At 51.9% G+C, this 8,127-nt stretch carries 7 protein-coding genes; 5 read left to right on the top strand and 2 right to left on the bottom strand.

Annotated elements, in window-relative coordinates; genetic code table 11:
* Both ABYW01_RS08565 and ABYW01_RS08560 read right to left on the bottom strand, forming a co-directional pair.
* Positions 1–1,521, bottom strand: a 1,521-nt coding sequence (locus ABYW01_RS08565; RefSeq protein ID WP_372832071.1) for an AAA family ATPase, incomplete at its 3' end; no start/stop codon positions are given.
* Between the two features lie 6 nt (positions 1,522–1,527).
* The gene (locus ABYW01_RS08560) at positions 1,528–2,259 is read right to left on the bottom strand and encodes a response regulator (RefSeq protein WP_193955080.1); all 732 of its coding nucleotides are present in this window, start codon (positions 2,257–2,259) and stop codon (positions 1,528–1,530) included.
* Between the two features lie 337 nt (positions 2,260–2,596).
* Between ABYW01_RS08560 and peaA the strand changes: the two genes are divergently transcribed.
* The 5 genes from peaA to ABYW01_RS08535 all read left to right on the top strand — a co-directional run bounded on the left by peaA (position 2,597) and on the right by ABYW01_RS08535 (position 8,113).
* A complete protein-coding gene (peaA, locus tag ABYW01_RS08555) occupies positions 2,597–4,192 on the top strand; it encodes a quinohemoprotein amine dehydrogenase subunit alpha (RefSeq protein WP_372832070.1) in 1,596 nt (531 codons plus the stop codon).
* A 63-nt stretch (positions 4,193–4,255) separates the two neighbouring features.
* Positions 4,256–5,683 carry a quinohemoprotein amine dehydrogenase maturation protein gene (peaB, locus tag ABYW01_RS08550; RefSeq protein WP_372832068.1) on the top strand — a complete coding sequence of 476 codons (1,428 nt, stop codon included), beginning with the start codon at positions 4,256–4,258 and terminating at the stop codon, positions 5,681–5,683.
* Complete coding sequence (gene qhpC, locus ABYW01_RS08545) at positions 5,684–6,004, top strand: quinohemoprotein amine dehydrogenase subunit gamma (RefSeq protein WP_193955077.1); 321 nt, start codon at positions 5,684–5,686, stop codon at positions 6,002–6,004.
* A 15-nt stretch (positions 6,005–6,019) separates the two neighbouring features.
* The gene (gene peaD / locus ABYW01_RS08540; protein WP_372832066.1) at positions 6,020–7,177 is read left to right on the top strand and encodes a quinohemoprotein amine dehydrogenase subunit beta; all 1,158 of its coding nucleotides are present in this window, start codon (positions 6,020–6,022) and stop codon (positions 7,175–7,177) included.
* Positions 7,178–7,354: 177 nt separating this feature from the next.
* The gene (locus ABYW01_RS08535) at positions 7,355–8,113 is read left to right on the top strand and encodes a DUF3313 family protein (RefSeq protein WP_372832065.1); all 759 of its coding nucleotides are present in this window, start codon (positions 7,355–7,357) and stop codon (positions 8,111–8,113) included.
* The last annotated feature ends 14 nt before the right edge of the window (positions 8,114–8,127 follow it).

Here is an 8,127-nt window from a genome sequence, read left to right as displayed (position 1 = left end):
GCCCCGGAGTCCCGCGGCGGGCTCGAGTCTTTCGAGAACTTCGGGACGCGAGAAGGCGAGGATGAGAATTGGATGATCGGCATTGGCGCGAGCCGCCTTCGCCAAGAGGCGGTCGCTGGGACCGTCTGCCCAGTGAAGATCGTCCAGAAACAGGACTAATGGACGTTCTCCTGATGCCAGCGTCTGAATCAGACGCATAAATAAGCGGGAGAAGCGGTTTTGTTCCTCTGTCAGCGCCAGCTTAGGTGCGTTGGGTTGCTTTCCGACAATCAACTCCAGCTCAGGAATCAGACGGATAAACACCTGTGCGTTGTCGCCAAGTGCTTCCAGTAGCTTTGCACGCCACAGAGCAATGCTGTTTTCCGATTCTGTCAGTAGCTGACGGATCAGGCTTTGCAGGGCGAAGGTGATCGCTGCATAGGGCCTGTTGCGGCGAAACTGATCGAACTTGCCACTGACAAAGCTACCGCCTTTGGCATTCACATACTGACGGATCTCATGCACGAGGCTGGATTTGCCGATGCCAGCATATCCCGAAATCATGACCAGCGACTGGTGCCCGCGGGTTGTGCTGTCATAACTGCTCAGCAACCGTTTTATGATGTCGGCGCGGCCATAGAGTCGTTGGGGTATTTCGAAGCGTTCTGAGCGATCTTCTGAAGCGATGCTAAAGCTTACGATTCGCTTATTCCGCTGCCACTCCTCTTCGCAGGTTTTCAGGTCCTGAATCAATCCAAAGATCGATTGGTATCGTTCGGACGCATCCTTTGCCAGTAACTTTATGATGATCTGAGAGACCACTTCGGGTAACTCGCGATTGATCAGATGCGGTGGATCAGGTTGTTTGGCTATATGACTGTGCACGAGTGCCATACGGTCTTCATCACGAAAAGGCGGTCGGCCCGTCATTAATTCATAGAGGGTGACACCTAAGCCATAAAAATCCGTGCGGTAGTCGATGGCGCGGTTGATGCGTCCTGTCTGCTCGGGCGCGATGTAGGGCAGGGTGTCTTCCGCTAGCTGGTTGTAGTTCCAGGTGGCCTGTTCGCGCTGAAGATGGGTTGCCTGCGTGAAGTCGATGATCTGCAGCCCGTTCGCCGGATCTGCTTCATCGATAATGATATTGTCCGGTGAGATCTGCTTATGAATAATCTGGGCTTTGTGGATGCGGCCGATCAGTTCTGCCAGGCTGACCGCGAATGGTAACCAGTCATACCAAGGGTGCTCACCACGGTTAAGTGCCTGACGCAACGAACTGCCACCGAGATCATCAAAAACGGTCGCGATACTCTGCTCGGTATGAATTTGTGTCAGGGGTCGTATGACGCCAGGAATATCCAGCGTAGAGAGCAGCTCATACTCATGCTGGAACAGGCCGATCTCTTCACCCGTTGCCTGCGAGGCATTCAGCTGTTTGATCACCACCGAGGTGTCATCTTGCGTACGAATTGCTCGACTGACGTTACTGCGCCGGCCTTTATGTAGATGCTTGGTAATACGGTAGCCGGGCAGGGTCGACATCAAAAGTTACTCCAGCTCACCGGCAAACATATAACCCGCCCCATGGGCGGTGAGTATAAAGTGCGGGTCGGCGGGGTTATCACGTAGCTTTCTTCGCAAGCGGCCGACCAGGACATCAACCGAGCGGTCATTGGGTGTCCATTCACGGTCGTGTATAGCATCCATCAGTTGATCCCGTGACAAGACCTGTCCAGGGTGGGCGATCAATGCATGGAGTAGCTTAAACTCGCCTTCAGGCAAACGTTCACTGGTTTCATCAGATGCTGTCAGCAGACGTTTGCTGCCATCCAGTGACCAGCCTTCGAAGTTCCATACTGCGACCTGGCGGGCATTTTCCCGTGGGTCTTTATCCTGACTGCGTACACGCCACAGCAAATTCTTTGCGCGCACCAACAGCTCACGTGGATTGAAGGGTTTTGTGACGTAATCGTCAGCACCCAGCTCTAATCCCACGATGCGGTCAATTTCATCGCCCTTACTGGTGACCAGAATAATGCCCACGCGAGACGCAGCCCGCAGCTCCCGTGTCAGCGTCAGGCCATCTTTGCCGGGTAAATTAATATCCAGCAACACCAGATCTACATTGTCGTCTTCTACCCGCTTGACGAGATCGTCAGCTTGTTCTGTCTCACTGATCCGGTAACCCTCACGTTCAAAGTAGCTGACAAGGAGGGAGCGGGAGGCAAAGTCATCTTCAACAATTAAGATGTGGGCGTTGGTTGGGCTGTCTGGAACCATAGTGACTGATCCAAAATTGAATAAGCGTTACATAAACCTGAGCGAAACACCCGATTTCTGTCTAAGATGCCCGCTATCAGTACTTATATTTACTCCGTGGTTTCCAGAATATCAAACAAAACAATGGCTTATTTTACAATTTTGATTGCCTGTTACATCTTGATACATCTGCCTACATCTTCGAACAAAAGCGCGGAATTTTATTTACACCATGCGGTTACTTTGGATAGCACACCAGTTGGGCCTGCATCAGCGGGTCAGGCTCAACATATCGCTTTCAGTACTGTGCTGTGGCGGTTACCGGTGCGAATCTAGAATCACGAACTATTAAGGAGTGATGGCCTTGAATAATAACAAGACAACGCGCGCACTTCTGGGAACTGGTGCACTGGCCCTTGCGGGTTTAGTGACGATGCCAGCTCAGGCTGCAGATGCAGAGAGCATCATTCGCGATCGCTGTTTGTCGTGTCATACCGAAACGGGAGAATCGGCAACCCCGTTCTCACGTATCAGCGAACAGCGTAAAACACCTGAAGGCTGGATGATGACTATTAGCCGCATGCAACAGCAACGCGGCTTGGTGATCTCTCCGGAAGAGAAGCGCACGCTGGTGAAACATCTGGCGGATACACAGGGTCTGGCACCGTCAGAAACAGACGGTGTGCGATACCTACTGGAGAAGGAACCGAACGTCGTTGAGTCTTTTGATCAACTGGTACAGGAAACCTGTGTTCGTTGTCATTCCGGTGCACGTGTCGCACTGCAGCGTCGTACAGAAGATGAATGGAAGCACCTGATCCATTTCCATATGGGACAGCAGCCAACCGCTGAATTCCATGCCGGAGCACGAGATCGCGCATGGTTCGATATTGCGCTGACCAATGTGGCACCTAAGCTAGCGAAAGATTACCCGTTCAACAGTGATGCCTGGAATAACTGGCAGAAAGTAAACAAAAAGTCACTGAACGGTACTTGGGCCATGACCGGTTATATGCCGGGTAAAGGCACCTTTGACGCATCACTGCGGGTCAGCAAAACCGCAGCGGATAATTACACCGTTGCGCTTGAAGGCCAGTATGCCGATGGCACACCGCTGAGTGGTGAAGGGCGTGCGATTGTTTATGCCGGTTATGAGTGGCGCGCGAGCCTGACCATTGATGGCGTTAAAGTACGTCAGGTTCTGGCGGCATCCGCCGATGGTTCCGCGCTGGAAGGCCGTATGTTTGAGCGCGATGATGAGATCATTGGTGGCAGCGTTAAAGCCGTCAAAGGTAACGTTATTACTGCGGTCACTCCGTCGTATATCAAACAGGGCGAGCGCAAGCTGGTCACTATCTCCGGCAACAACCTCAAAGGCAATGTGCAGCTGGGCAACGGCGTGAAAATGCTGAAAGTCGTGTCTCGTAATGCAAATCGCGTTGTGGTTCTGGCAGAGGCCTCTAAGACCGCGAAGGTCGGTGCGATCAACGTCAAGGTTGGCCGTACGTCCGCAAAAACTGCACTGGCGGTTTACGATCAGGTTGCACGTGTGGAAATCACACCGTCTGAATCGATTGCACGTATCGGTGGCGCCGGCGGTCCGATTCCCAAGCTGAAGTCTGCATACCGCGCGGTGGGTTACGCGGCGGGCGCTGATGGCAAACCGGGTACCGAGGATGATCTGCGTCTGGGTTACATGCCTGCCGCCTGGTCTCTGAAGCCATTTGATGAGATCGCTCAGCACGACAATGACATTAAATACGCAGGTACGATCAGCCGCGACGGTGTTTTTACACCGGGTGATGCGGGTCTGAACCCTGAACGTAGAATGTCGACCAACAACGTGGGCAATCTGTCTGTTGTCGGTACCGTTAATGACGGTAACAACAACGTACAGGGTGAAGCACACCTGCTGGTCACTGTGCAGACCTTTGTAAAACCGGTTCTTCAGTAATCGGTCAGTAAACCTCCGGACAAATTCGCGACAAGCGACATAAGAATAACAGGTGAGGTAGATATGGGTTCTTTATCCCTGGTGAAGCCAAACATGCATCTGGTTGACGTAGATACGCGCAAGATGATGTTCCACGTGCCAACCAGCAGCCTATTTGAGTTGGATGGCCTGAGCCGTGAGCTGATTGATCTGTTTACTGAGCAGGAACGGGTGACCGCTCAGATGATCCGTGATCGCTTTAATGGTCGCTATCAGCCGCACGACGTGATGGACACTATCGAGGAGCTGAAGTCTCTGCGTGTACTGTCAGACGGTGGTGTTGTGCAGATCAATCACGAACCACAGAAAGTGAAAAACTTTCCGTTGACGACGATTGTTCTGAACACCAATACCGGCTGCAACCTGAGTTGCACCTACTGCTACAAGGAAGATCTGACGACCCCGTCCGAGGGCGACAAGATGTCCTATGAGACGGCGGTTCAGTCAGTAGAGATGCTGCTGGAGGAATCTCCGAATCAGCGTCAGTACAACATCGTCTTCTTTGGGGGTGAACCACTCACCAATATGCCTTTGATCCGAAAGGTCGTGGCGTATTGTGAAGAGCGTTTTGCTGCACTTGAGTCAGAGGTGAGCTTCACCATGACCACCAACGCCACCATGTTGAATGAAGAACTGGTGGACTGGTTTAACGAACACCGCTTTGGAATCACCGTCTCTATGGATGGGCCGAAAGCGATGCACGATAAAAACCGGATCACCGTGGGCGGTCAGGGAACCTATGATGTCGTCAAAAAGAAAGTCGATATGTTGTTATCCCGCTACACAGCGCGCCCGGTGGGCTGCCGTGTAACTCTGACGCGGGGTATCACCGATGTTGAAGCGATTTTTGATCATCTCAGTGGACTCGGTTTCGCAGAAGTAGGCTTTGGCCCCGTGACATCCGGCGATATTACATCATTCAACCTCACCCCCGAGGAGATGGTGGAAGTGTTCGCAGGGATGAAACGTCTCGGTAAAGAGTATCTGGACGCTGCGCTGGAGCACCGCAACATGGGCTACGGCAACATGCATCAGCTGATGACAGATCTGCACGAAGGCAACAAGAAACAGTTGCCATGTGGTGCGGGTGTGGGCTTGCTGGCGGTTGATACCCAGGGTGGCGTTAACCTGTGTCACCGCTTTACCGGATCTGAGTTACCCACCTTTGGTGATGTGGATCAGGGCATCGACAAAACTCGTTTGGGTGAGTTTGTCGAACAACGCCTTGATCGAAGCAACACGGGCTGTGAAACCTGTCGCATCCGAAATATCTGTTCCGGTGGTTGTTACCACGAAAGTTATGCGAAGTACGGCGATGCTGCGACGCCTTCCTACCATTACTGCGATCTGCTCAGAGACTGGGTCGATTTCGGCGTAGAGGCGTACTCGCGCATCATGCTCGAGAACCCGGCGTTCTTCGATGCTTACGTATCTCCTAGAAGGAGTTCTTGAATGAAACACCTTAAATCGTTCAATAAAAAAGCCAAAATGCTCGACCAGGCGACATCTCAGGGTGAGGTGGAAGAGGTTGTGGCGATGCAGTCCGTGGTGGGCTGTACCTCAGTTAACGATCCGGGCTGGGAAGTTGACCCGTTCGGTGGACTGGGTTCCCTCTGTCAGCCGATGGAATCAGATCTGTACGGTTGTGCGGACGCGTGCTGGTGGCCAGCACAGGTGCCTGACACCATGAGCAGCCACCCTGACTGGTCTCAGGATGTTGCGAAGGCCAATGAAGACTGGCGCAAAATTGACAGCATCTTCCCTGAAGACTGATGGAGGCATAGCCAGATGAAACTGACAAAGATGTTTAAGCAGGCGGCGATTGTCACTGCCATTGGCGCATCTGTACTGCTGACGGGGTGTAACAACGCCAACACCGTTGCAGAAGCACCAGCTACGATTAACGGAATGAAAGCGGGGGGTCACGAATACATTCTGACCGTAACGCGTCCAAATGAGCTGCATATTGTTGATACAGAAACCAACAAGTTGATTCGTACCTGTGATGTACCGGGTGTGTTCGGCAATGGTGGTATCGCCATGTCACCAGATGGCCGCGTTGCGTATGTGATGACCAATATGTGGGAAGACGTATACGGTTTTGATATTACCAACTGTGATATCAAATTCTCCGTTAAGCAGTCCTACGATAATGTACAAGTGAAAAGCATTACCTCCATGGCCGTCAGTGCCGATGGTAAAGAGCTTTACACCGTTCAGAATCCGGTACGTAAACTGCCGGATCGTTTCGAAACCATGGAGCCGCGTCTGGCGGTATTCAAAACGGATGATGGCCTGAACGCGAAGCCTGTACGTACCTTCCCGGTTGATCGTCGTATCACTAAGATCGGTGCGATGCATAACGGCGAAGTGATTCTGGGTGGTGGTGACCTGAAAGCCATTGATCCGCAGAATGGCAAAACCCGCATGATCAAGGCGTTGCAAAACTGGGATCGGGCACCTGATAAATGGGTTCCGCCTGATGCATTTGCTATGCACTCCTTAGGTGAACACGTGGGTGAGTTCATCATGCCGTACTTCACTATCCGCTGGAATGGTGCACCGGGCGACGAGTCCAAAGCCGATTTCCTGTGGGGTCATGTACGTATCGATCTGAAGACAGGTGATGTTGAAAGCATTGAGAAAGTGCCGTTCGAATTCATCGTCTTTAACTGGATCACTGACCCGCATGACAAAGATGTTATGTACGGATCCTTCAATCAGCTATCGAAGCACAATGTGAAAACGGGTGAGACCATCAACGTACAGGCGATGGACCACACCTACTACAACATCAACATGGCCAACGATGGTAAAACGTTGTACATCGGCGGTACGTCCAGTGACATCTCCGTGCACCGTTCGGATACATTGGAAAAAATCGGCAGCATTCAGCTGACCGGCGACATGTCCACTTCAGACTTGCGTCTTGCACGCCTGAAGTAATCTGAAGCAGGTTGATCTCTGTCGACCTCATTTGGGCCACCCTCCGGGGTGGTCTTTCCTTTTTCGACTCCCCGTGACAAACCTTTTCTCGATACACTTCTTAGCAATTCTTAACACGCATGGATTAATGACGCTGCTACACTGATGCCAAACTCGCACTCTAGGAATTTACTGTCTATGCGCGTATTCAGATTGGCAACGACACTGATGGTCACATCGCTGCTCGCCGCGTGCGGTGGGGTTACGACTAAACCAACCCAAGCCACCGGATTTTTGGCAAATTATGATCAGTTAACTCCTGTAGCGGTAGTATCTGAAACACAGGTGTGGCGTTGGCGTTCACCTGAGTTCAGGCCTGCCAAATATCATGCGTTGAAGCTGATGCCTGTTGTTTTTGCACCTCAACCAACACCCAATGATCAGGTTAGTCTCAAAGTCCTCAACGAAGTACGGCATAAAGTTAATAACGCATTGGGGCAGCAGGCTGCTGTGAGCGGGATTCCGATAAGCGCGTCAGCAGGTGCGGGCGTGTTAACACTGCGTCCGGCGATCACGTCCGTTAACTTATCGCTACAGGATATGAAAATCACCGAGGCGATCCCGATTCGCTTGGTATTGTCCGGCGCTGAATTGGCATTAGGGTTACGTGATAAAGACGTAACGTTCCTGTTTGAATACGAACTGGTTGATTCCACCACGGGGCAAGTAATGATGAGTGGTGTGCGTCACGCCAACACACGCAAGGCTTGGGTAAAGCTCAGTCAGCAGCAAGGCCAAGTGCAGCTGGAAATCAGCGATCAGGGCAAAATGCACAAGCAGCAGCATCATGCTGGCATGCAAAATATGCAGTCACGCATCGAAAAAATTGGTGGTAACATGGCAGTTCAAACGGAACCCAAAACCAAACTCCTATTCAGTATCGGCAGCGAACTATGATAAAAATTCTCATC

Source organism: Pontibacterium sp., assembly GCF_041587635.1.
Lineage (GTDB): Bacteria > Pseudomonadota > Gammaproteobacteria > Pseudomonadales > Balneatricaceae > Pontibacterium.
The sequence above is the reverse complement of the archived record's forward strand: the minus strand, read 5'-3'. Positions and strand labels throughout refer to the sequence as shown.